Raw genomic sequence first — 23472 nt, 5'->3', positions numbered from 1 at the left:
TGAAAGATTAATTGCAAACATACCGCACCAATACCGGATTGTCATCCTCCTTTACCCTTTCAAACCCTTTCTTTCCTGCTAAATCGACCGCCTCTTTTATTGCATAGAGGGAGCCCGGTACGGAGGTCTTGATCAATTTGGCGCCTTTCCTGACCGACAGCCAGGGAGCCTCCGGTGAAATCAGATTCAGATGCGGATAAAAACGATCCTGCTTCTTGTCATACAAAGCCATAAAGGGTTTCATCTTTTCCCCCTTATATTCCGAAATCGTATAGAAGACAAAGCGATAAGCGTTTGTTTCAAACAGGTCGAATACCTGGATACGCGGGCCGTCCGGCCTGACTTTCGGTGTAAAGTCCGCCATCATCGTCAATTCGTCATACGTCCATTTCATTTTACCTGTCTGGAAAAGCCACGCAGGCTCGATCCTGTTTTCATCCAAACGATAGATCGTATCATTAAAATAATGATAGGTGTACATATCCCCGTCAAGCGTATAAATATAAGATTGCCCCGCATAACCTTCAGTCCCCATTTCGCGTTCACGCTTGCAGATCGTATCCATGCGTCCGGCCTGGACATCATAACAAAAGATGTCCGGCATAACGGAATTGCCGGTCGTCTGATAATAGACTTTACTATCCTTGTACCGGAAATTATCCATCCAAGTCTCCTCCGGCAATCTGAAAGTGCGTATAAAACTACCGTCGAAACCATACACATTCATCTTCCGCCCGAAATAATCCATCACATACAGACGTTGTTCTTCCTCTACCGGCTGGATCACCTTAGCAGAAACATATTCCCCCGGTCCCTGCCCGGCTGTCCCGATATATTGCAGGAAACGTCCCGCTTTATCAAACTTGCCGATCCTGTTATTAAAGAGCAACCAATAGAAGTCCCGGCTCTCTTCCAACCCGAAAATATCTTTTATCAGGCAACTATCCGTCGTTTCCAATGGAATGGCCTCTACAGTCATGCCCAATGCATCCAACGGCAATTCCATATCCGGATCGATCCGGTCGGCACGATCCAATGTCAGAGTTTGTAATCCCGAAACCGTTTCCTGCCGGCAAGCGGAGATAAACAGGCAAGCCCCCAATAACAACATTCCATTCAATAGTTTCATATTCGTTTCTTCTTTAATTGTTTGCTATAAAAATAGTTCAGGATCAAGTTCGTTTTATCCGAAGCCTTTTCCAGATTGTAGGGCAGTTCCCTTTTCCGCTCTTTCAGATGATCGGCAGAATCATATATCTGCAAGAAGCAAGTCCTCTCTTCATTCATAAAAAGAGGATACCGGGTATCCATTACGATCGTCTGCCCCTGGATAAAAAATTCATATCCGCCATCCTTTATCTTTAAATCCTTATAAAGGATAGCCATCGTCGTGCACCTATAGAGCTTTTCCTTTACAAGATAGTCCGAACGGTACTGTATCCACCAATAATCTTGGGTTTCCCAAAAGCCGATGATACATAAACGCCTGTTCCGTTTCAACACATCTGTCTTATTTCCCAACCGTACCCCGTCCTTTCCCATGTTGCAGGTGAAAACCGGAAGGCAACTGTCTCCTTTCAACAGATACAACGTGTCATTCAACACATATTTATAGAACACGCCCTCCTTTCCATTGCCAACAACCTGTAGCGGGCAAGCCAGGCTATCAGGCAATGACATCGGCTTGTTCCCCTTTCCCCTGACAGGCAAACGAACGGGGTTCCGGCCGAAAGCTTTTATTTTGAAAACAGCCGGATCAGGAAACGCATCCGTCAACAATAAAAGCGGACCGTTCCCTATACTACTTACATTCGTATAGGTATAAGACCGATCGAGCTGCATCTTTCCGTTTTCCTCGCCATCAGAGGTAAAAGAGATCAGTTCCGCCGTTTTCCCATCCAGCCCGTACACCGTGCCGGTAAGCGTGTCGAGGGCAAAAGAAGTAAAACTATGCGATGAAAAAAAACGTTGCCTCAACTTCCCGGACGGAAACTCGTAACTACGCAATTCCCCGTCTATCAATATAAATAAAGACTCCCCCATTGCCGTCATCTTGCGGATGTCCTTTGGATGGAAACCACTCGTACTATCCAGAAATACAGCCCCATAGTTTTGTATCTGATAACCGGGTGAATCATCCAATACAATACAATTCGTGTTTTGCAATCTTTCGATATCCAACACCGGCAAAACCTGTTTTTCCCCGCAAGAGAAACAAGCGAGCATAAAAAGCCAAACAAGCACTTTTTGCATAGGACCTTTCTTTTCAGGTAAAAATAAACAACAACCGGTTACAAATCGGATGTAGGGATATATTTAACAGGAACAAGCAAGCAGATTGTCCAATATTTGGACAATCCACCGCTCCGGTTACGGTAAAGCATAGCTTTAGGGAGGCTAACTCTATGCTTTAGGGAAGCTAACCCTATGGGTTACGGGACGTAAATAAGTACTATACGTAAATTTTGGTGCGATTGCCCGTTTCGACTACCTTTGCAGTAGTTTTATCAAAAAGAAGAAGTAGTACAATGAATAATTTTAAAGGATTTGCTTTTGGTATCTTGACATCCGCTACCTTCGGGTTAATCCCGCTTTTTACCTTGCCCCTGATGGCAAAAGGGATGCAATTCGATTCCATCCTGTTCTACCGTTTCCTGTTCGCGGCGTTGGCCTTGACAGGTATTATGGCCGCAAAGAAAGAATCTTTCCAGGTAGCCAAGAGGGAGATCCCGGTATTGATATTATTAGGTTTCTTCTATACGGCCTCTGCCATGTTCCTGTTCTGGGGATATAATTTCATGTCGGCGGGGATTGCCACAACGCTCCATTTCACCTATCCGGTATTCGTAACGCTGATCATGTTGCTGTTCTTCCGGGAAAAGACATCCTGGATCACCCTGATGGCAATCGTTTTGGCGATCTGCGGGGTAGCACGCCTTTCGATCAATGAGGGGGAAATGAAACTGAGCGCTTTAGGTGTGTTCATCGTGCTGCTGTCGGCCGTGGGATATGCACTCTACATCACGACCGTCAATAAATCGCGCGTGCAAAAGATGACCGGACGCAAGCTGACTTTCTATGTATTTGTCGTCAGCACGATCCTGTTTGCCATCAAAGCAGGAACCAATGAAGGCATACAACCGATTCCCGACCCGATGTCGTTTGCCAATCTGATCCTGTTAGCGATCGTTCCGACGGTTATCTCGAATATCACCCTCGTACTTGCCGTACATAACATCGGCGGGACGCTTACCGCCGTATTGGGGGCAGTGGAGCCTATCACCGCCGTATGTGTCGGGGTATTGGTATTCAGCGAACCGTTCACCCCCAACTTAGCGGTAGGCATCCTGCTTATTATCATCGCCGTAACGCTGATTATCCTCTCCAAGTCGATACAGAACACGTTACGAAAGATATACAGAAAAGTAACTCATTTGCAAGTACTGAAATAAATTGGCAATTACACCCCGTATCCAGCATATACAAACAAAAGAGAAAGGATCAACGCAAAAAGAAATACATTACGTGCCGTATGTCCCAATGTGCGGTTCAACGCTCTTCCTTCCAGTGTAAACAGTTCCCGTGTCGTATAAAAGCAAAGGGCAAAAAGGATTCCGAATAAAAACAGAATCCACCAGGGAGCATTCAGAATAAGCGGAAGAACCAGAAGGAACGCTATACCTTCATTCAAGATATAAAACACCCGGCCGAAACGGCGACCGAACAAAACGATTGTCGTTCGTTTGCGGGCCACCTTATCCTGTTCGTAATCCCGGTAATTATTGACCACTAAAATATTCACAGACAAAAGCCCTAACGCCACGGACAATAAAAAAGACAATAAAGAGAAGTTCAACGTCTGTATATAATAGGTGAAACAAACCGGTATAACCCCATAGAACAACAATACGCAGACATCTCCCAGCCCGTTATAAGCCAAAGGGAAAGGCCCGGCAGAATAGGCCAGTACACATATGGCGATCGCAATCCCCACCCATATCAGCCGCCAGTCCGCAAAACAGATCAGCAACAAACCGGACAGGCAAGCCAGTCCCAACGCGACAAACGTGCCCGCCAGCATAGCCTTCGGAGTGATCCAGCCCTGCGCGACCGCCCGCTCCGGTCCTAACCGGTCTTCCCGGTCGGCGCCCTTCTTGAAATCGAAATAATCGTTCGCAAAGTTACTGGCTATCTGAGCAAAAAGAGCCACGAGGAGACACAATACCGCCGGCGTGATATCGAACACCCCGTCATAATAAGCCAATGCACACCCCAACAAAACCGGACTGACAGAGGCTGGCAACGTTTTGGGACGTGCCGCCTCCACCCAAGCCCCAACAAGAGATTTTTTATCTTCCATATCTGTTTACAGCATAATTCGCTTGCAAAAATAAAAACAAAAAGGGCACATATTTGTTTTTTACACAAGAATTCATATATCTTTGCAGCATGAAGAATTTCCTATTCATATTGACTCTGCTGTTCGGTATGTTGCTCTTTGTACCCGAAGACGTACAGAACAACAATACTACGCCTGATTTGCAGGCGCAGAAAGAGGCTGTTATGATGGAAAAAGGGACTGCCGACATGCAGCATAACCTGGAAATCCTGAGCAATGACCTGAAAGGAAGCAATTGCCTGACCCCTCGCAGAAACATCCAGAATGTCAGCAATACCTTAAACATACGGTTACTGAAGATTAAAGAAAGGACAATCCAATATTTTCGCCTGAAAGAAATCGATCTTCTCCGGAAAGTTTCCGAAGAGGTAACAATATGTCAAACCATTAACTTTTCAACCCTCCTTTGCCGCATGGGATACCATGTGTATGGCCTGCGGAAAATCATTATTTGATTGTAAGTGAATAAGCATGTTGCGTATGGGATATTTGTTCCATACCGTTTCCTTATTGCATTCTCCAAATGCAAACAATTTATTATTCACTTAAAAATTAAATAATTATGTCTACTAAAAAGAATAAAATCAGCATCTATATTTATATTGTCATTACTATTGTCGGTTGCGTACTCGCTTGCAGTTCCATCATTCCGAACGACTATTTGAAACTGGTGATCGTTATGGGGGCACTCGGTGTAGGCCTGTATGGCATCATGAGAGGCCTCAGCACTCCTTCCACCACGGAAGAAACGGCTATTGATGAAAAATAAAGAATCGTTTTACAACCTAAAAAAGTACGGACATGAAAATAAATAAAGATCTTGTGGATGCAACCATGATGTTGTCATTCATTATTCTGGTATTAGTTGGAACAACAGACTTTTCCAATATGTTATTAAAAGAAATAACAATGGGGGGTCTTGCCCTGTTGAGTTTAGCAATGATTGCTTTACGGGTCGTTCAATTGCGCCAGGAAGCCAATAGTTATTCCTAACAACCCTAACTGAATGTCTATAAAGCTTCCTGTTGTTCACTTCGGGGTGACCCGAGGTTTTCCGAGGTACGTTTTTCTGCCTATAAAACAACTTGCTGTTCACTTGGTCACGGCAATAATCTTTGCCGGGCAACAGGAAGCAAGACATTTTAATCGATTAACAAACTAATAAAGGAAGAAGAAGCCATGATAACAAGTTTAACGTTATTGATTCTCTCGCTGGTTGCTCTTTACATAGGGGCCGGCTGGTTGGTTCAGGGGAGTTCCGCTTTAGCCCTCAAAGCCAAAATTTCACCATTAGTAATCGGGTTGACAATTGTCGCATTCGGTACAAGCTCACCGGAGTTGGCGGTAAGCCTGGATGCCGCACTTAACGGACAGGGAGATATAGCTATTGGGAATATTGTCGGTTCGAACATTTTCAACATCGGGATCATATTAGGAATTTCAGCAACCATTTGCCCGCTTCAGGTAAAGAAACAATTGCTCCGAATCGATATCCCGGTCATGCTGATCGCAACCATACTGCTCACCCTCCTTTTCTGGAACGGGACATTGGGCCGGACGGAAGGTTTTTTCTTCCTAACAGGTATCATCATTTACACATTATTCTGTCTGTTCTATTCCCGCAAACACGGAGAAGGGCCCAACTTGGAACTGGAAGAACAACCTAAACATTGGGCTATCGACATGTTGGCCATCATTGGCGGCCTGGTCGTCCTGGTCTTCGCCTCCCGGTTATTGGTGGACAATGCGGTCTCCATCGCCAAAGAGCTCGGAGTGAGCGAAGCGGTTATCGGACTTACGGTCGTTGCCGCCGGGACAAGCCTGCCGGAACTGGCTACCTCTATCGTCGCGGCCTCCAGGCACAAGCCGGATATTGCCATCGGGAACATCGTCGGCTCAAACTTATTCAATCTGCTGGCCATAGCCGGTTCCTGCTCGCTTATACACCCCATCGAGGCCAAAAATATAAACGACATCGACCTGCTGGTCATGCTCGCCATCTCCACCCTGTTATTGCCGTTGGTCAAAAGCGGGCAAAAAATATCCCGGACAGAAGGGTTCGTCCTGATTCTCCTTTATGTGATTTACATGTTCTGGCTGCTTCGGGATACCATCTGACGGCATTTTTTCTTCAGCATTTCCAACCAGATCAATCGAATGACCACTTAATCGCCAGTGTCGGAATTGCATAAAACCCTTTACGTGCACCGAAATTCTGGCTCAGCTCGACCTCGCTTCCTACGCTTAGCTTGAACTTATCATCAACATGTTCCAGTTTGTTAAGGTTCACCCAAAGCTGGGGTTCAGACAAAAAGATGAAGTTCCGGCGGTTGCCGTCCGCATAATCGGTCCGTTCCCTCCACCAGTCGGCGAAACCGCTGAATGTGCAAAGGCCGTTCTTGGCAAAATGGATATACCAGGTTCCCGTCAGCTGGAAGTTGTTGGGTTCCTGATGTTTTTGGATATATTTATACATGGCGGCAAGGGTGAAACCTTTCGTAAAATCCGGGGCGTTCCAGGTATAGGTCGCACCGCCGAGGTAGGCGTTATTGTGAGAAACGATTCGACGCTCCCCCGTTATATTCGACATGTATGGAAAAAGGCGGTTGCCAGAAACGCAACTCACGGGCAATCTCCCAATAGCCGGCAACAACGCCTTTGCTGGTGTAATCCATATCGACGAAGAAATAGGTACTCCCCCATTTATCCGCCTTGAACATTTCCACCGTCGAGGTCAGCGCCGGACGCCCGTCCAGATCCTTATCATAAAGCGCACCCCCGAAATCATAATGCAATTGCACATTCTGCGCCTCCCCACAACAAACAACCGCCAGCAAAGCCGCCAGCACCAAAAGTTTTTTCATCTTATCCGAGTTGTTAATGTATAAAAGAAAGGTGCAAAATTACAAAGATATATTCTATTTATTGTTACTTTTGCTATGCAGCATCAAATAAAAGGAAATATTATGGCAACAACATTGACTCCTGCGGAGTGGTATATGAAATTATTATCGCCGTTAAGTCCGGATATAAAACTTGATTTAATCAGCAAACTTTCTGAATCCTTGAAAGAAAAGATATCAGCAAAGTCTGTATCTCATTCTTCAGATTTCTTCAATACACTTTCCGGTGCCTGGGAAGACGACATACCGGCAGAAGAAGAAATCAAGCTCATTCGAGAAAGCAGAACCAGTAATAAAACAAGAAAAATAATCGATCTCTAATGACAAAAGGCTATTTGTTAGACACTAATATATGTATTTCGATGTTGAAAAATCAATACGGAGTACGGGAAACGATATTAAAAGTAAAACCTGAGAATTGTTATATCTCGGAAATAACTCTTGCCGAATTATACTTCGGAGCTTCATATAGTGGTCGTAAAGAAGAACGTTTGAAAGATGTTACATTTATAATTGACAGATTTAAAATAATTCCAGTATCGGAGACATTACCTTTATTTGGAGATATAAAAGCAAGCTTAAAAAGAGAGGGCAATCTGATCGATGACTTTGACATTCTAATAGGTTGTACCGCCATCATGAATCATCTTACGATGGTGACAGATAACGTGAAACATCTGAAACGACTCTCAGGAATTATGATTGAAAACTGGACGAAGCGTTAATTACCGTTTTACCTGAATAAAGGAGGTGTGTCAAAATATACTTGTCCCCGCGCTTGACGCGGGGACGCAAAAGAACAGGCCTTATCAATCAGATATTTATACGGTCAGTTTTCATGCGATCCCGCGTCAAGCGCGGGAACAAGGTAGTTTTGACACACCTTCTTCATATATATACTCTACTTCAAATTACCGGACGCTCACCTTCTCATTCCGTCCGTCGGACAGGCGGATGACGTAAACGCCGGCTTGCAGGTCTTCCACCCGGTTGGTTCCCGGCTGGAGATGCAATTGCCGGATAACACGCCCGCCGATAGAAACGACCTGTGCCTCTGCCTTGACAGGGCTTTCAATATAAACGATATTCCGAACGGCATAAATACGGTTCCCCCCATCGATAACGGCATTCGCCGTAGGATCGTCTTTCACGATGCCTTCGATGGTTACCTGGATGTCTTCCTCTATATTTCGGATGACATACTTGCCGTCGCTCTCACGTGGGGCTATCTCCACACCGTTAGCTTTCACCACAGGGACGGAAGCGCCGTAACCTTCATCCAATGTCAGGCCGAAAGAGAAACTATAGCCCTCTTCCACCGTGTAGTCTCCGGCTTTCCGGCTCAGGGTGACACCTTCGACAGAGGGGAGGGTGACGGTGTAATAGGTAACGGCAGGCGGGATATAAGGTGGATTCGGATCTGGATTGTCTGCTTTCGTATAAACCAAGGTAAAAAGACTAAAACTGGAAACACGAAGCTTTAACCCGGCAGGCGTATTTTCCGGAGTAAGTTCCTCTACTGTGTTATCCGACAATAAATGAATGAAAGTAAAAGTATCATTCATATCTGTCCCTGCAGGATAGGGAATTAAAATATCTATAGACTTTCCTTTTACCGGTTCGATAGCAGTATGGATATCTCCATCTTTGACCATCAAACTAATATCCATAACAACAGCATTCTCTGAAGCAAGCCCTTTATCGGCAAGGGCTTTATCAATAACTGCCTGTTGCTCTCCAGAAGGTTTAGCCGGAATAGAGACAAGATTCACTTTTGCCACATCAATACCTTCCGGCAAAGCATCTTTATCCGGAATAGAGGCAACAGGATGTGAAGGTGCATCTTCTGCCGTAGATGGCAAATCCGGCAATATCGGTTTAGACGGAAGTTCGGCCGGTGCAATCGTAAATATAACTTTAAACTTCTTCCTCTCTCCATTTGAGATCACCAGTTCGAACACCTCGGCAACAGTGCTGTCCGTCATTTGTATGTTGATAACGTCTTTATCAGTACCTTCGTCATTCGTTCCGGTCAAGGCTATTACCACCGGAAGAGACGTTGTATTAGGCAGCAAAATACGATATATAGTATCAGCCTCTGCAAAATTCGGGATCGTATCAGTTCCGCCATCACCCACTTTAAAATGGAAACCGATCAAACCGGAAGGGTTAGGCAACACGCGTTCCTGCTGGTTTGGCAATCGGTTGCCTGATGCTTTCAAAAGGGGCAGGTGGCGTTCTCCACTTGTTGAAATATCCCAACAAGCCACATCCCAATCTTTAAACGGAGCAACAGTCAACTGATGTGTCCAAACCGAACCGTCCCGCCCGGTAGAATAAACTTCGGCAGGAGTATAAGTCTTTTCCGAATCACCGGTTTTACTCTTCATAAACAATTTGTTCATCGCATAATTATCCTTCAGCACCTCTTCATCGCTCGTGCCGACTATGCGGTGGATATTAAGAGCGCCATCCGCAGAAGCCTTTACATAGATACCAGCATTAGCCTTGTCAACCTTCCCATCGTTAAGGGCCAGACAGGACTCAATCGAAACGTTATAACTCGCATCCAAGCTCTCTTTTTTAAGAAAACCGGCTATACCGCCGACAGAGATCGCAGGAGTTCCGCCCAATGCTTCCACATAAATCGGAGTAACTGAATAACAAGACTTCACCGTGACATCTTGCCCCGATCCTACTATACCGCCGAGGCTGCACTCCGCATCCGTACCGGTCGTCGTTACCGAGACAGAACCGGCAGAATAGCAATTCAAGACACCCGAAGGATATCGGCAGCTAAGCGATTTCCCCAGAATCCCTCCTGCCAGGACGCCGCCGCTATGCATTACGACCATTTCCACGTCGCTCCAGCAGGATTTAATATTGCTGACGGAAAAAAATGCTCCGGCAATCCCGCCGACATCTATAGGAGTAGTGTAGTTTTGGATATTTATTCGAATCGTTCCGGTACAACTGCTATTTTCAATTCCACCGCTCGTCACCACCCCGATGATTCCACCGAAACCTCCCATCTTCGAATCACGGACCTCCAGGTCAAGCCCAGTCAAAGAAAGATCGCTGACCGTCCCGTCAAGATTGGAAATAAAACCTGTACCTCCGATGATAACCCAATCTTCCGGCTCTTTCATAACCACATTTGAAAGGGTATGCCCTTCTCCATGCAAATTTCCATAGAGCTTTACAAAAGGCATCCAGTCGATATTTACAAGACCTGCTTCTTCTGCTCCTGCTTTCAGGTCCAGGTCATTTTTCAGATATATATTGATAAAAGGAGGATCCCCATTATATAATTTTCTCTCTACCATTATTTTTTCCAACCAGGCAGCCCATGCCAGCCCTTTCGCCGTTTTAACGGTATAGGTCGTCTCGGAAATCTCCAGGTCGCTCTCCGAAAATTTTGCAAAATACTGGAGATAGTCATGCCAATCCATCGGAAGCATCTTTAAGTTTCCATTTTCCAAAGCCACCTTATTATGCTTAGTGGCATCCGCATAAACGCTTGTAAAATAATTCAGATGAGCCTCTGTTGCTTTCCCTGCCGCGAAAACGCCGCTATGCCCGTCTTCAAGAGAAACACCACACTGGCTGTTGCCCGACATGGAACCAATATCGAGAGTTTTCCCTTTCGACAGGAAAATCCCACCAGACGACATTCCTATCGGCTTTTCGATATTAGGGAACGAGATCTTTACTATATTATCTGAAACACATACTTCACCACTCAACGCGACACTTCCGCCGTTTACCGTAACCCCAGCTTCCAAGGTATGGACGTCCTTGTAATCGGTCAAGGTTGTCGTATTACCCTCAATGCGGCTATTCGTAATCGTAAGTGCTCCTCCGTTGACTAACACGCCGGCACAAACATTTACCATGTTATTGCCGGAAATGGCACATCCGTTCATCATCATTTGCCCTGAGACAGAGACATTGCCAGCCTTGGTTATTTCGCAACCGTTTAACACTAAGCTCCCTCCTGAACCCACAACAAAGGAAAAGGCGTTCTGAGTACCATCCCCTCCTGTAATATGTACATGGTTTAAAGTTAATGCGCCTCCTGATACTATTGAGAATAAAGGGAAGTTATGTTCAGGATTACAATTCAGAGCTGCATTCTCTATCTGGACAGCATGATTAATACTGACCGTTCCCGAAATTGCAAAACTTTGTTTTATCGTTATTTTTTCATGCCCATAATCTAATGCCGCTTGCAATTCTTCTGTATTACTCACTTCATTAGTAGGTGGTTCGTCCGGCTTCTCTTGTCCCCAGCTCTTTCCTGGCATGAGAGTCAGGACGAAAATAAATATCCAGCCCATCGCTATCCGGGCTGGATTTACGTTGTTGTGTAATTGTTTCCTCATTTTTTATATGCTTTAACGGTTCGTTATTTTAACATTTGTTAGGCGCACCGCCTCTCCAATGTTGGAGAGGCAGCTTCCCTGCCTTTGGAGAGGAGGCCTCCCTAACGTTGGGGAGACGCCCTCTCCAACGTTAGGGAGACAGGCTCGCTTTTAGAGCTCGCCTGGACGTTCCTCTTCGCCGCCTCCGCCGGGTTTATTGCCAACATAAAGCAGTGTGGGGAAGGTGTAGGTACGAGGTTCTTTGACTTGTTTGCCGCCGTGGCCGTACTGGGTGGTGATACTCAAGGTGTATTCGCCATCTTCCATTGCGGGCATAAGGACGGTCAGTTGCGAAGGGTTGTTGTGGATCAACAGGGTTGCTTTCAACGGCTCGCCGCCTGTCTTGGTGAAGAATACGCCGTTAGCGGCATCGTCACCGGAAACTCTGATATTCTCGCCGTTAATGATGGCGGCACTGGCAGAAGTCAACTGCTGGTTCATCTCGCCGGTAGTAGAGTCGATAACGTCGTTGATCACCGGGCCGGTAGTGGCCTTGTAAGTGACGACTTTAACTTTATTCAAAGTCTCACGCAACAATTTACCGATTGTGTACGTTACCCCCAACTTGTGTTTAGCTGGATCAAAAGGAGCTTTCTCACCGATAAAGGACCCTATGATATTTACGAGAAACTGACCGACTCCGTCTATCACGCTTCTTCCTTCGGCGATAGCCAACACCTTCTCCTGATCAGCCATATTAAGGATGTGTTCGACCGTCTCGACCCTAAACTCGGATCCCCGGGCAACAATCCTTTCAGCAACCTGACGATTCCGTACCGCTCCCGTCACACGGGGCTTGGCGGTATAATCGTCCGTGCGCTCCGTAACAGCATTGTTGTACAGATCCGCACTTAAAATAATTTCTTCTGCCATGATTGTATGGTTTAAATGAATAATTAGGTTGACCCTTATTTGCGATATAAGGGAGAAGATAAATGCTGACTTGCCGGTGAACTAACAGACAAGGCTGCACCTTGTGCCGTAGGTTCTCTTTTGCCGTCTGTTTCAGCAGACGGATAGATGATTGTTCCGGCTTTGCCGGTTCCTCTGTGGGTTTTAACCCCTTTAAATACAATAGATGAAAGGGACTGAAGTCCACAGTGGAAGAGGCTTTGCCTCCAAACCTTTTAAACCGTCTGCTTCAGCAGACGGCAAAAGAGAGCCTGCGGTATAAGGCATCGTTGCTACCTAAGACACCAGCAATAGAAACACACCGACAAATCAGCATTTACCCGCCATCGAATTGGATATTCAATTTCGGATATCCCAATCTGTTATGTCTTTACTTAGCCCTTTTATTGGCAAACAAATCCTTAATGAAGTAGAGTATGTCTAAAAGTTATATTGAAAACAGCAACCACAGAACCTCTAAATGAAAAGGATTTCCCTTGCATAGGCATAAAATAAGCCGTCCACCTAATATAAGCAGAAAAGTTTGTCTTTGTTTCATGAATATTTGTTTATCTTTGTTCCGTTCGGTTTTTCAGAATAGATAATATTTACCGGTATTAGATATTTTAGAATCCGATTTCCCTTATATCGCAAATAAGGGTTACGCCCTCGCCCCCATCACCCCATCTATTTCCTGTGTGATCATCCTGTTTGCGGCATCTAATTCCGACTGGTCGAGGGCGGCCAGATAATTACGCGTCGTTTTCTCCGACGTATGGCCGAGCGCCTGGCTGATAACTGCTACCGGTATATGCTTCCGAAGGGCTTCCGTCGCCCAGGTATGGCGGAAGACATACGAGGTCAGGGACACCGGAGCGGCTAAGCGTTCGCCAAGAATCCGAAGGTTACGGTTGTACTGCCGCAAATCGCGCTTATAGGCTTCATGAGATGATTTCTCGTCTATCAGCGTAAGGGCGGGAAACAGATACGGGCTTTCAGGCGACGCATATTTATTCAGTATATGCCTCATCCCCGGCGTGATCCGAACCCGGATAAATGTTCCGGTTTTAATACGGTTGTACACCAGTTCTTCCCCTACAATATTATTATGCGTCAGATGGGAAAGGTCGACAAACGGGATTCCGCAACCGAGGAAGGAGAAGAGACAGAAGTCCCTGGCTGCAGCCAGGCCGGGGTCGTGCTTCAAGTCCATACCGGCTATCTCCTTGACTGTTTCCAGGCGGACGGCACGTTTCGCCGTCTTTTCCGGGTGGAGGGTAAGGTGCTCAAACGGGTGGATGGCAGGCCGGGAAATTATACTTTCACGGATAGCGGTATTATACATAGCACGGAAATTGCTAATGTAACTGTTGATTGAATTGGTAGCCAGGTGCTCCTGCGAATTGAGGAAACTACAGAAGTGGTCTACCAGCGAGGGAGTGATGTGGGAGAAAAGCAATTGACAGCCTCCCCTGAACTTCCGCAGCCAGTTGCAGGAAGCGCGATACAGATCGGCTGTCGATTCTTTCCCGGCCAGTCGTTTCCGGCATATCAGCTTATCCATATAAGGAAACACCGGAACAACTGACGTTAGTCTTTTTACATTCTTCTTTTTCATATCTCTTTCTGTTTTTAAATGAAGATACAACAAAGAAGGGGAAAGAGGGGTTTACTAAAGGATGTCCACTGGATTTTGGTTACTTTTTTTTCTACCATGTTTCTATCTCTTTAAGAAGATCTTCGTGCGATGTACAGCGGTTATGGATTATATCGTCTTCCGCCTCTTCTATCTCCTTCTTAAGAGCTTTTTTATCAAGTGATAAAGGATAGTTTTCGGCTTTGGCATGATACATTCTTTTTATCCAACGTTCGGCTTTGGTTATCGCCTCTTCATTGTTGAGCAGTTCAGCCATTTGCTGCAATACACTTTCACGACGCGAATTTAATTCATAGGTTGTCATATCAATTCTTTTTATAGATTTTGAACAAAGATAAAAAATATCCTGATACAAAACAGTTTATACCAGGATATTCTTTATCGCAATTCGGATTTTCCACCTTACCAGATCACCACCCGGTCAGCCGGCAACATGTACATCGGGTCGCCTTCTTTGATATCAAATGCGGTGTAGAAAGGATCGATGTTGCGGAGGGCGGCGTTGACACGCCATTTGCCTAATGAGTGCGGATCGATTTTCGTCAGGCGCAGGATTTCTTCGGAACGGATGTTCTGTGCCCAGAGATTGGCGTAGCCCAGATAGAAACGCTGTTCGTTGGTGAAACCATCGATCGGGGCCAGTGTCTTTCCTTCCAGAGAATTGAGGTAAGCCAGATGAGCGACCATCAAACCTCCCTGATCGGCAATATTTTCGCCCAAAGTGAAACGGCCGTTGGCATGCACACTGTCCACCACGATGATATCGCTGTATTGCTGAGCCAGACGGTCGGCACGTTGCGTAAAGAGAGCGGCGTCTTCAGCCGTCCACCAGTCGTTCAGGTTGCCTTCCTTATCATAGTTACGTCCCTGGTCGTCAAATCCGTGCGTCATTTCGTGGCCGATCACGACACCGATAGCCCCATAGTTCACGGCATCGTCAGCTTCCGGATTGAAGAAGGGAGGTTGCAGGATGGCGGCAGGGAAACAAATCTCGTTCGTCGTCGGATTGTAATAAGCGTTTACCGTCTGCGGGCTCATTCCCCAACGAGCCTTGTCGACCGGTTTGTCTACGTCCGCCAACATATAATTGACTTCGAAGATATTGGAACGGCGTACGTTCGCCCAATAAGAATCGTTTTTGATCTCCAGGCCGCTGTAGTCGCGCCATGTGTCGGGATAACCGATCTTGACGATAAAGGCAGCCAGTTTCTCCTGCGCCTTCGCCTTGGTAGCATCGCTCATCCATTCCAGCCCGGCGATACGGTCGCCCAAGGCTTTCTGAAGGTCACCGACCATCTTCAACATCTTTTCTTTGGAAGAAGCCGGGAAGTATTTAGCCACGTACATCTGGCCGACAGCTTCCGACAAGGCGCCGTTGACCGTAGACAAAGCACGTTTCCAACGCGGCTGCTGTTCCTGGCGACCGGACATCGTCTTCCCATAGAAATCAAAATCGGCAGCGACAAACGGATCGCTCAGGTAAGGAGCGGCAGAGCTAAGCAAATTGAATGTCAAGTAATATTTCTGTTCATCCAAAGTCGTGTTCTTCATCAAGGCAGACAGACCTTCGTAGAACGAGAGCTGTTTCGCATCCAGATATTTGATCTCCATCATTCCCATGCTTTCGAAATAAACATCCCAGTTCAACGGATCGTTCTTGGCCTTGAAATCCTCGATAGACATCTTATTATAGTTCTTCCGGGAATCGCGCAGGTCTTCGCGGCTGAAAGAAACTTCGGCAATGCCCTTTTCGATCTTCATGATCGCATCGACGGCGGCATCGGCCTGTTCGGGAGAACTTCCGATCAGGGTAAACAGGCGGGTAATATAGTTCTTATAGGCTTCACGCATCTTCTGGCTGCTTTCGTCTTCCAGCAGGTAATAATCGCGATCCCCCATACCCAGTCCGGCCTGGTATAACTGTACGATGTTCATGGAACTGTTCTTTTCGTCGGCCCCGACATACAAGGCAAAGAAAGGAGCCATCCCCTCCTTATGCAGGGTCGCCACCATCTTGGTCAGTTCGTCCTTCGTACCCAATTTGTTGATTTCAGCGAGCTGGCCCTTGATCGGGGCATAGCCGTCTTCATTGAGTTTCACGCTATCCATCCCCATCGCGAACAGCATGCCGATCTTCTGTCCGACGCTCCCCTCTTCTTGCGGAGTCGCACTGAGGCCTTCGATAAGCATACGGATCTGTTCCTGATTGTTATCCCTGAGTTGGTCGAAAGTGCCGAAACGGGCATATTCCGGTTTCAGCGGATTATTTTTCATCCAGCCGCCACAAGCATACTGGTAGAAATCGGTCCCCGGAGCCACGGCTGTATCCAGGTTTGCCAGATTGATAGCGTCATTCTTCGCAGCCTCCTTCACAGGGGTCTTGCTGCATCCCACCATTGCGGCCATTCCGGCGGCGACAAGCGGTATCACCATTAACTTTTTCATTTTGTTCAACGTTTAATCATTCATTTATTTGGCAAAGGTACACAAATCGAGGCAAATGGAACTATATTTTTCCCTTTATGAACTATAAATATACCCGCACATAAGTGTAATTTATGTACTTTTATCCCCGGAAAAATATTTATAAACTAATTTTATATCATGAAGTACCTACAGCACACAGCCACCTGGCTGATAGCCCTGTTTCTTATTGTCTTTTCCGGCTGCAACCAAAAGCCGGCAGGAGAACACACATTCGCGATCGGCGACAAAACATTCCTGTTAGACGGAAAGCCTTTTGTGATCAAAGCCGCGGAGATCCATTACACCCGTATTCCGGCCGAATATTGGGAGCACCGCATCCAACTTTGCAAAGCACTTGGCATGAATACGATCTGCATCTATGCATTCTGGAACATCCATGAACAAAAACCCGGCGAATTCGATTTCAGCGGGCAGAACGACATTGCCGCTTTCTGCCGTCTGGCTCAGAAATATGATATGTATATCATGCTACGCCCCGGCCCTTACGTCTGCTCCGAATGGGAAATGGGAGGACTGCCCTGGTGGTTACTGAAAAAAGAAGATATCAAACTGCGTACCAACGATCCTTATTTCCTGGAACGGACCAAACTGTTCATGAATGAAATCGGAAAACAGCTTGCCGGCCTCCAGATCACAAAAGGAGGCAATATCATTATGGTACAGGTCGAGAATGAATACGGTTCCTATGCAACGGACAAAGAATACATCGCCAACATCCGCGATATCGTGAAGGAAGCAGGATTTACAGACGTTCCCCTGTTCCAGTGCGACTGGAGTTCCAACTTCCAGAACAATGCCCTCGACGACCTGGTATGGACCGTCAATTTCGGCACGGGAGCCAATATCGACGAACAATTCAAGAAACTGAAAGAGGTACGCCCCAACACCCCGCTCATGTGCAGTGAGTTCTGGAGCGGCTGGTTCGACCACTGGGGACGCAAACACGAAACACGCGATGCGGAGACGATGGTATCCGGCCTTAAGGACATGCTCGACCGCAACATCTCGTTTTCCCTCTATATGACGCACGGAGGAACGACTTTCGGCCATTGGGGAGGCGCCAACAGCCCAGCCTACTCGGCCATGTGCAGCTCTTACGATTATGACGCGCCTATCAGCGAGGCAGGATGGACGACGCCCAAATATTTCAAATTGCGTGAACTTCTCGCGGGTTATATGGACGAAGGAAAGACACAGTCAGAGGTGCCGGCAGCAAAACCGATCATCGAAATACCCGAATTCGAGATAAAGGAGGTCGCTCCTTTATTCGGTAACCTGCCGGAGCCGAAGACATCCGAAAACATCAAACCGATGGAACAGTTCGACCAGGGCTGGGGAACGATCCTGTACCGGACCACCCTGCCAGCCGTGACAGCCGGCACAACCCTTCTGATCACGGAAGTACATGACTGGGCACAGGTCTATGCGAACGGAAAACTCCTGGGACGCCTGGACCGTCGCCGCGGCGAGAACTCACTGAAACTGCCCGCACTGGCAGCCGGAACGCAGTTGGATATCCTGGTAGAGGCTATGGGACGCGTCAACTTCGACAAAGCGATCCACGACCGCAAAGGGATCACCGAGAAAGTGGAGCTGCTCAATGAAGGTTCCACCCAAGAGTTGAAGAACTGGCAGGTGTACAACTTCCCTGTCGATTATCCGTTCGTAAAAGACAAAAAATACGCTCCGGGCAAGAAATCAGACGGACCGGCCTATTACCGTGCGACATTCAACCTGGAAGAAACAGGCGACGTATTTCTCGATATGCAGACCTGGGGAAAAGGCATGGTTTGGGTAAACGGGAAAGCGATGGGCCGCTTTTGGGAGATCGGACCGCAACAAACGCTCTTCATGCCGGGCTGCTGGTTGAAGAAAGGCGAAAATGAAATTATCGTCCTCGACTTGTTAGGCCCGGAAAAGGCGGCGATCAAAGGCCTGGACAAACCGATCCTGGATATGCTACGCGCCGAAGCCCCTTTGACGCACCGCAAAGAGGGTGAAAACCTCGACCTCAAAAACGAGAAGCCGGTTGCCGCCGGTGCATTGAAAGCCGGCAACGGATGGCAGGAAGTCAAGTTCGACGTTCCGGTCAAAGCCCGTTTCTTCTGCCTCGAAGCGCTGAATTCCCAGGATGGCAAAGACAATGCAGCCATCGCCGAGTTCTACCTGCTGGGTGAAAACGGCAAACCGCTCTCCCGCCAGCACTGGCAGATCGCGTATGCCGACAGTGAAGAGACACAGGGGGGCAACTTCACAGCCGATAAGATTTTCGACCTGCAGGAATCGACCTATTGGAGCACTGCCCGTCGAGACAGATACCCGCATCAGGTCGTAATCGATCTGCGCGAGGATGTTACGATCTCCGGCTTCCGCTACCTGCCACGCGCAGAAGAAGGTTATCCGGGAATGATCAAAGAGTACAAGGCATATGCCAAGACAAAACCGTTTAAGTTTTAAATCGATAGACATGAAAAACACATTCATAAGTTTGATGGCAGCCGTCGCGCTTCCCCTGTTCGCACAGGCGGAAGCGACGGAAAGCGAACTTGCCGTAATCGATCCGGCACAACGTTACCAGCAACTCGAAGGCTGGGGAAGTTCCCTTTGCTGGTGGGCCGCCCAGGTCGGAAACTGGGACGAGGAGAAAGTAGACGAGATCGTCGACCTGATCACCTCTCCCGACAAACTCAACATGAACATCTTCCGTTACAATATCGGAGGGGGCGACGATCCGGCACATGCAGACGGCCACATGGTCAAAGGAAAAGGGAAACGGGCGGAAATGGAAGGATTCAAAGATTCCCCCACCGCTCCCTACAACTGGGAAGCGGATAAAGGACAGCGTACGATCCTCCTGAAGATCAAAGAAAAACGCTCCGATGCCGTTTTCGAAGCATTCTCCAACTCCGCCCCCTACTGGATGACCTACAGCGGTTGCGCCGCCGGAAATGCAGACCCGCTGAAGGACAACCTGAAACCGGAATATTACGAGATGTTCTGCGACTACCTGTTAGATGTCTGCAAGCATTACAAAACAGCTTACCAGATCGATTTCAAGACGTTGGAGCCTTTCAACGAGTCTTTTTCCGATTACTGGTATGCGGAAGGAAGCCAGGAAGGTTGCCACTTCGAACCGGAAAGCCAGATGAAAATCATCCGGATGCTATCTCCCAAGCTGAAAGCCACGGGCCTCAACACCGTGCTGTCGGCCTCCGACGAAACCAACCTCCGGCAATTCCTGACCGTTCAGAAAGCCTATCAGGCAGCCGGCGACATCTGGGATAAATTGGGGCAACTCAACACCCACACCTATTCCGGCACGAACGCCGAACGGGAGGAAGTGCGAAGGCTCGTCCGGCAATCCGGCAAACCCTTCTGGCAGTCGGAAACAGGCCCCGGCAAAGGGCAAGGACTGGAAAGCAACCTGCTGCTCGCCCGCAAGCTATTCGACGACATGCGGATCATGCGCCCGCAAGCCTGGCTCGACTGGCAGCTGATGGAAGAAGGCAACAACGAATGGTGCGTGTTGCGCGGCAATTTCAAGACACAGGAATACAAGGCGATCAAAAACCTGTATGTCCGCATGCAGATCACCCGTTTCTTCAAACAAGGCTACACCTTTATCGAAACAGGAAACGCCGAGGCGCTTGCCGCCCTCTCCCCTACGGGAAAAGAACTGGTCATCGCCGTTTTGAACACGACCGGAACGGAACGTCCTTTCGTCATCGACCTGAACAAGTTCTCCGGCGAAATTGCTTCCGTCGGTAATTGGCGCACAAGCGAAACGGAGGACTGCCGGTCTTTCCGGCCTGTCGAAGCCAAAGGGAAAAAGCTGGATTACATCCGGCCCGCCCAGTCGCTGACGACATTCGTGATCGGCCTGAAATAAGCCGTTCCCGTTACAAAACGACAGGTTTCCCAAGTTCAAAACATAGTTTTCATTCAAACAAAACATAACTTTCATTCAAACAACACATAGTAAACAAAAATAACATGAAAACAGTATTAGTAAGCCTAATGGCAGCCGCCGCACTCCCCCTCTTCGCCCAGAAAGACGCGAGTATCCGCATCTATCCGGAGCAGGGGAACCAACAGATCAGCAAACATATCTACGGTCAGTTCGCCGAACACCTCGGAACCTGCATCTATGGCGGGCTCTGGGTCGGTCCCGAATCCGATATACCCAATACGCAAGGGTATCGGAACGATGTGCTCCAAGCCTTGAAAGACCTGAAGATCCCGAACCTGCGCTGGCCGGGCGGTTGCTTTGCCGACGAATATCATTGGATGGACGGCATCGGCCCGAAAGAAAACCGTCCGAAGATGGTGAACAACAACTGGGGCGGCACGATCGAAGACAACAGCTTCGGTACGCACGAGTTCCTCAACCTCTGCGAACTATTGGGATGCGAACCTTATATCAGCGCCAATGTCGGGAGCGGAACCGTCGAAGAGATGGCCAAGTGGGTCGAATACATGACATCGGAAGGCGACAGCCCGATGGCCCGCCTGCGCCGGCAGAACGGACGCGACAAGGCATGGAAAGTCAAATTCATCGGTGTCGGCAACGAAAGCTGGGGATGTGGCGGAAGCATGCGCCCCGAATTCTACGCCGACCTCTACCGCCGTTACTCCACCTACTGCCGTAATTACGACGGCAACCGCCTTTTCAAGATTGCCAGCGGAGCCAGCGACTACGACTACAACTGGACGGAGACGCTGATGAAAAACGTAGGCGGCCGCATGGACGGCATCTCCCTGCACTACTACACGGTGACGGGATGGAACGGCAGCAAAGGATCGGCGACGGATTTCAACAAGGACGACTACTACTGGACAATGGGCAAATGCCTCGAAATAGAAGATGTCGTCAAGAAACACATCCAGATCATGGACAAATACGACCCGCAGAAGAAGATCGCCTTGATGGTGGACGAATGGGGAACCTGGTGGGACGAAGAGCCGGGCACGATCAACGGCCATCTGTTCCAGCAGAACACCATGCGCGACGCTTTCGTGGCAGCCCTTACCCTGAACGTGTTCCATAAATATACCGACCGCGTCCGGATGACCAACATCGCCCAGATCGTCAACGTGCTCCAGTCCATGATCCTGACGAACGGCCCGAAGATGTTGCTCACGCCGACCTACTATGTTTTCCAGATGTACAACGTGCACCAGGACGCCACTTTCCTGCCGATGGACCTGATCTGCGACAAGGCCAAAGTGCGCGGAGATCGCGAAGTGCCGATGGTAAGCGCCTCCGCCTCCAAGGACAAGGATGGGGGCATCCACATCTCTTTGGCCAATGTCGATGTCGACAACGCCCAAAACATCACCCTCGACCTGCAAGGACAAAAGATCGGCAGCGTGAAAGGACGCATCCTGACCTCCGCCTCCATCAACGACCACAACACCTTTGAGAAACCGGATGCCGTCAAACCGGCCACCTTCAACGGTGCGAAAATCGAAAAAGGGCAGCTCAAGATCAACCTGCCTGCCAAATCGATTGTCGTGTTGGAAGTGAAATGATTGATGATTTTTGATTTATGATTGAACGTGACGTTGTTTGTGGCATCTGGTCAGGTGTAAACGAATAAATCATAAATCATAAATCAAAAATCATATTTATTTCCTACTTTTGTCCGAAGAAAACAAAAACACTATATAAACTTAAAGATTATGAAACCTACATTATTCTTACTGGCTGCCGGAATGGGAAGCCGCTATGGAGGCTTGAAACAATTGGACGGACTGGGTCCAAACGGTGAAACAATCATGGATTATTCCATCTACGATGCCATTCACGCCGGTTTCGGCAAACTCGTTTTCGTTATCCGTAAAGATTTCGAACAGGATTTCCGCGACAAAATCCTCTCCAAATATGAAAGTCATATTCCTTGCGAACTGGTATTCCAGGCATTGGACAACCTGCCCGAAGGATTCACCTGCCCGGCAGAACGCACCAAACCGTGGGGAACGAACCATGCCGTCATGATGGGCGCCGACGTGATCAAAGAACCGTTTGCCGTTATCAACTGCGACGACTTCTACGGTCGCGACTCTTTCCAGGTCATGGGTAAATTCCTGGCCTCCCTGCCCGAAGGTTCCAAGAATGTGTACTCGATGGTAGGTTTCCGCGTAGGCAACACATTGAGCGAAAGCGGTACGGTATCACGCGGTATCTGTAGCACGGATGCAAACAACCTGCTGACTTCGGTTGTCGAACGTACCAAGATCCAGCGTATCGACGGAGAAGTCAAGTACATCGACGACAACGGCGAATGGACGGCAACTCCCGACACGACTCCGGTAAGCATGAACTTCTGGGGTTTCACGCCTGATTACTTCGCTTACAGCCAGGAATTCTTCAAGACTTTCCTGAGCGATCCGAAGAACATGGAAAACCTGAAGAGCGAATTCTTCATTCCGCTGATGGTCGACAAGCTGATCAATGACAAGACCGCAACGGTCGAAGTATTAGATACTGCCAGCAAATGGTTCGGCGTCACCTATCCGGAAGACCGCCAGGAAGTGGTAGACAAGATCCAGGCATTAGTCAATGCAGGCGAATATCCTGACAAATTGTTCTAAGCAAACAAAATCAGGTCCAATAACTAAGAAGGAGGTGTGTCAGAACTCCTTTATCACGATCTTTTAGGCACGGATTACGCGGATTACACGGAAAGATAATAAATTTATCCGTGTAAA

At 47.9% G+C, this 23472-nt stretch carries 19 protein-coding genes and 1 pseudogene; 11 read left to right on the top strand and 9 right to left on the bottom strand.

What is annotated here, in order from left to right; all coding sequences use genetic code 11:
• Nucleotides 1–7: 7 nt before the first annotated feature.
• Nucleotides 8–1129 carry a 6-bladed beta-propeller gene (locus RDN79_RS16550; RefSeq protein ID WP_298549797.1) on the bottom strand — a complete coding sequence of 374 codons (1122 nt, stop codon included), beginning with the start codon at nt 1127–1129 and terminating at the stop codon, nt 8–10.
• Nucleotides 1126–2253, bottom strand: a complete 1128-nt coding sequence (locus RDN79_RS16545) for a hypothetical protein (RefSeq protein ID WP_298549798.1) — start codon at nt 2251–2253, stop codon at nt 1126–1128. The genes RDN79_RS16550 and RDN79_RS16545 overlap by 4 nt, the downstream gene beginning before the upstream one ends.
• A 275-nt stretch (nt 2254–2528) precedes the next feature.
• Between RDN79_RS16545 and RDN79_RS16540 the strand changes: the two genes are divergently transcribed.
• Nucleotides 2529–3452 carry a DMT family transporter gene (locus RDN79_RS16540; protein ID WP_298549800.1) on the top strand — a complete coding sequence of 308 codons (924 nt, stop codon included), beginning with the start codon at nt 2529–2531 and terminating at the stop codon, nt 3450–3452.
• Nucleotides 3453–3460: 8 nt separating this feature from the next.
• Here the strand turns inward: RDN79_RS16540 and RDN79_RS16535 are convergent, their stop codons facing one another.
• Nucleotides 3461–4360 (bottom strand): 1,4-dihydroxy-2-naphthoate polyprenyltransferase, encoded by a 900-nt coding sequence (locus RDN79_RS16535; RefSeq protein WP_298549801.1) that lies wholly within the window; start codon nt 4358–4360, stop codon nt 3461–3463.
• Nucleotides 4361–4449: 89 nt separating this feature from the next.
• Here RDN79_RS16535 and RDN79_RS16530 point away from each other — a divergent pair, with 89 nt between their 5' ends.
• The 4 genes from RDN79_RS16530 to RDN79_RS16515 all read left to right on the top strand — a co-directional run bounded on the left by RDN79_RS16530 (nt 4450) and on the right by RDN79_RS16515 (nt 6517).
• Nucleotides 4450–4854, top strand: coding sequence for a hypothetical protein (locus RDN79_RS16530; RefSeq protein WP_298549803.1), 405 nt, complete (start codon nt 4450–4452; stop codon nt 4852–4854).
• A gap of 107 nt (nt 4855–4961) precedes the next feature.
• Entirely contained in the window at nt 4962–5168 is a 207-nt protein-coding gene (locus RDN79_RS16525) for a hypothetical protein (RefSeq protein ID WP_298549805.1), read from the top strand.
• A gap of 32 nt (nt 5169–5200) precedes the next feature.
• Entirely contained in the window at nt 5201–5392 is a 192-nt protein-coding gene (locus RDN79_RS16520) for a hypothetical protein (protein ID WP_298549806.1), read from the top strand.
• Between the two features lie 186 nt (nt 5393–5578).
• Nucleotides 5579–6517, top strand: a complete 939-nt coding sequence (locus tag RDN79_RS16515; RefSeq protein ID WP_298549807.1) for a calcium/sodium antiporter — start codon at nt 5579–5581, stop codon at nt 6515–6517.
• A 31-nt stretch (nt 6518–6548) separates the two neighbouring features.
• On the opposite strand, the pseudogene RDN79_RS16510 reads toward RDN79_RS16515, so the two are convergent.
• A pseudogene (locus RDN79_RS16510) lies at nt 6549–7263 on the bottom strand (DUF5020 family protein).
• Between the two features lie 102 nt (nt 7264–7365).
• Between RDN79_RS16510 and RDN79_RS16505 the strand changes: the two are divergent.
• Nucleotides 7366–7623, top strand: coding sequence for a hypothetical protein (locus RDN79_RS16505; protein ID WP_298549809.1), 258 nt, complete (start codon nt 7366–7368; stop codon nt 7621–7623).
• Entirely contained in the window at nt 7623–8027 is a 405-nt protein-coding gene (locus RDN79_RS16500; RefSeq protein ID WP_298549810.1) for a type II toxin-antitoxin system VapC family toxin, read from the top strand. The genes RDN79_RS16505 and RDN79_RS16500 overlap by 1 nt, the downstream gene beginning before the upstream one ends.
• 186 nt (nt 8028–8213) lie before the next feature.
• Here the strand turns inward: RDN79_RS16500 and RDN79_RS16495 are convergent, their stop codons facing one another.
• The 5 genes from RDN79_RS16495 to RDN79_RS16475 all read right to left on the bottom strand — a co-directional run bounded on the left by RDN79_RS16495 (nt 8214) and on the right by RDN79_RS16475 (nt 16719).
• Nucleotides 8214–11687, bottom strand: coding sequence for a hypothetical protein (locus RDN79_RS16495; protein ID WP_298549811.1), 3474 nt, complete (start codon nt 11685–11687; stop codon nt 8214–8216).
• 150 nt (nt 11688–11837) lie between these two features.
• Nucleotides 11838–12599 (bottom strand): DUF4469 domain-containing protein, encoded by a 762-nt coding sequence (locus tag RDN79_RS16490; RefSeq protein WP_298549812.1) that lies wholly within the window; start codon nt 12597–12599, stop codon nt 11838–11840.
• Nucleotides 12600–13278: 679 nt separating this feature from the next.
• Nucleotides 13279–14235: a site-specific integrase gene (locus tag RDN79_RS16485; protein ID WP_298549814.1), complete on the bottom strand. Its 957-nt coding sequence runs from the start codon at nt 14233–14235 to the stop codon at nt 13279–13281.
• 91 nt (nt 14236–14326) lie between these two features.
• Nucleotides 14327–14578 (bottom strand): hypothetical protein, encoded by a 252-nt coding sequence (locus tag RDN79_RS16480; protein WP_298549816.1) that lies wholly within the window; start codon nt 14576–14578, stop codon nt 14327–14329.
• A 98-nt stretch (nt 14579–14676) separates the two neighbouring features.
• Nucleotides 14677–16719, bottom strand: coding sequence for a M13 family metallopeptidase (locus RDN79_RS16475; RefSeq protein WP_298549817.1), 2043 nt, complete (start codon nt 16717–16719; stop codon nt 14677–14679).
• Nucleotides 16720–16878: 159 nt separating this feature from the next.
• Between RDN79_RS16475 and RDN79_RS16470 the strand changes: the two genes are divergently transcribed.
• From RDN79_RS16470 to RDN79_RS16455, 4 genes are all read left to right on the top strand, one after another.
• Nucleotides 16879–19218 carry a beta-galactosidase gene (locus tag RDN79_RS16470; RefSeq protein WP_298549819.1) on the top strand — a complete coding sequence of 780 codons (2340 nt, stop codon included), beginning with the start codon at nt 16879–16881 and terminating at the stop codon, nt 19216–19218.
• Between the two features lie 10 nt (nt 19219–19228).
• Complete coding sequence (locus tag RDN79_RS16465) at nt 19229–20650, top strand: glycoside hydrolase (protein ID WP_298549820.1); 1422 nt, start codon at nt 19229–19231, stop codon at nt 20648–20650.
• A 104-nt stretch (nt 20651–20754) separates the two neighbouring features.
• Complete coding sequence (locus RDN79_RS16460) at nt 20755–22293, top strand: alpha-N-arabinofuranosidase (RefSeq protein ID WP_298549821.1); 1539 nt, start codon at nt 20755–20757, stop codon at nt 22291–22293.
• Nucleotides 22294–22443: 150 nt separating this feature from the next.
• Entirely contained in the window at nt 22444–23355 is a 912-nt protein-coding gene (locus tag RDN79_RS16455) for a nucleotidyltransferase (RefSeq protein ID WP_298549823.1), read from the top strand.
• Nucleotides 23356–23472: the final 117 nt, after the last annotated feature.

The sequence above is a fragment of the uncultured Parabacteroides sp. genome (assembly GCF_902493135.1).
Classification (GTDB): Bacteria; Bacteroidota; Bacteroidia; order Bacteroidales; family Tannerellaceae; genus Parabacteroides.
Note: the sequence above shows the minus strand (reverse complement) of the source record. Positions and strands in the feature narration are given on the sequence as shown.

What these genes read in the sequence shown, in the direction of transcription:
- RDN79_RS16465 (WP_298549820.1), top strand. Translation starts at nt 19,229, where the DNA reads ATGAAAAACACATTCATAAGTTTGATGGCAGCCGTCGCGCTTCCCCTG.
- RDN79_RS16480 (WP_298549816.1), bottom strand. Translation starts at nt 14,578, where the DNA reads ATGACAACCTATGAATTAAATTCGCGTCGTGAAAGTGTATTGCAGCAA.
- RDN79_RS16520 (WP_298549806.1), top strand. Translation starts at nt 5,201, where the DNA reads ATGAAAATAAATAAAGATCTTGTGGATGCAACCATGATGTTGTCATTC.
- RDN79_RS16505 (WP_298549809.1), top strand. Translation starts at nt 7,366, where the DNA reads ATGGCAACAACATTGACTCCTGCGGAGTGGTATATGAAATTATTATCG.
- RDN79_RS16545 (WP_298549798.1), bottom strand. Translation starts at nt 2,253, where the DNA reads ATGCAAAAAGTGCTTGTTTGGCTTTTTATGCTCGCTTGTTTCTCTTGC.
- RDN79_RS16540 (WP_298549800.1), top strand. Translation starts at nt 2,529, where the DNA reads ATGAATAATTTTAAAGGATTTGCTTTTGGTATCTTGACATCCGCTACC.
- RDN79_RS16490 (WP_298549812.1), bottom strand. Translation starts at nt 12,599, where the DNA reads ATGGCAGAAGAAATTATTTTAAGTGCGGATCTGTACAACAATGCTGTT.
- RDN79_RS16475 (WP_298549817.1), bottom strand. Translation starts at nt 16,719, where the DNA reads ATGAAAAAGTTAATGGTGATACCGCTTGTCGCCGCCGGAATGGCCGCA.
- RDN79_RS16485 (WP_298549814.1), bottom strand. Translation starts at nt 14,235, where the DNA reads ATGAAAAAGAAGAATGTAAAAAGACTAACGTCAGTTGTTCCGGTGTTT.
- RDN79_RS16515 (WP_298549807.1), top strand. Translation starts at nt 5,579, where the DNA reads ATGATAACAAGTTTAACGTTATTGATTCTCTCGCTGGTTGCTCTTTAC.
- RDN79_RS16460 (WP_298549821.1), top strand. Translation starts at nt 20,755, where the DNA reads ATGAAAACAGTATTAGTAAGCCTAATGGCAGCCGCCGCACTCCCCCTC.
- RDN79_RS16550 (WP_298549797.1), bottom strand. Translation starts at nt 1,129, where the DNA reads ATGAAACTATTGAATGGAATGTTGTTATTGGGGGCTTGCCTGTTTATC.
- RDN79_RS16525 (WP_298549805.1), top strand. Translation starts at nt 4,962, where the DNA reads ATGTCTACTAAAAAGAATAAAATCAGCATCTATATTTATATTGTCATT.
- RDN79_RS16530 (WP_298549803.1), top strand. Translation starts at nt 4,450, where the DNA reads ATGAAGAATTTCCTATTCATATTGACTCTGCTGTTCGGTATGTTGCTC.
- RDN79_RS16455 (WP_298549823.1), top strand. Translation starts at nt 22,444, where the DNA reads ATGAAACCTACATTATTCTTACTGGCTGCCGGAATGGGAAGCCGCTAT.
- RDN79_RS16470 (WP_298549819.1), top strand. Translation starts at nt 16,879, where the DNA reads ATGAAGTACCTACAGCACACAGCCACCTGGCTGATAGCCCTGTTTCTT.
- RDN79_RS16500 (WP_298549810.1), top strand. Translation starts at nt 7,623, where the DNA reads ATGACAAAAGGCTATTTGTTAGACACTAATATATGTATTTCGATGTTG.
- RDN79_RS16535 (WP_298549801.1), bottom strand. Translation starts at nt 4,360, where the DNA reads ATGGAAGATAAAAAATCTCTTGTTGGGGCTTGGGTGGAGGCGGCACGT.
- RDN79_RS16495 (WP_298549811.1), bottom strand. Translation starts at nt 11,687, where the DNA reads ATGAGGAAACAATTACACAACAACGTAAATCCAGCCCGGATAGCGATG.